This is a genomic window from Rhodococcus sp. FG69 (genome assembly GCF_057808915.1).
On record NZ_JBMDIX010000134.1, the window covers coordinates 1 to 360 of the forward strand.

1 pseudogene is annotated in these 360 nt (G+C 59.7%); it reads right to left on the reverse strand.

The window, feature by feature from the left end:
- Nucleotides 1–360 (reverse strand): annotated as a pseudogene (locus ACODSO_RS29320) (hypothetical protein); the annotation flags it as partial.

A 360-nucleotide genomic window follows, 5' to 3' on the forward strand; every position in this document is an offset into this window, starting at 1 on the left:
GATAGGGCAGGGCCAGCGTGACGTAGCTGCACATCAGCAAAAAGTCGGTGGCGCGGTCATTGCCGGTCAAGGGCAGCCAGGCGCTGCTGTTGTACAGCTTGAGGTAGCCGAACACGATGACAATGGCCGGAATCACCAGCGGCAGCAGGGTGATGAACTCCACCAGCGGACGCAGGCGTGGCAGCTTCAGCTGAATCCAGTAGGCCGTCGGCACCACCAGCAGAATGCCGACGATGATGGTAAGCACCGCCATCAGCGTGGAGTAGCCGAAGGTAGCCTGAAAGCCGGGGTCGGACAGCACCACCTTGTAGGCTTCAAAGCTGTAGCCGTCGCGGTTCATTTTCAGGCTGAACTCGAAAG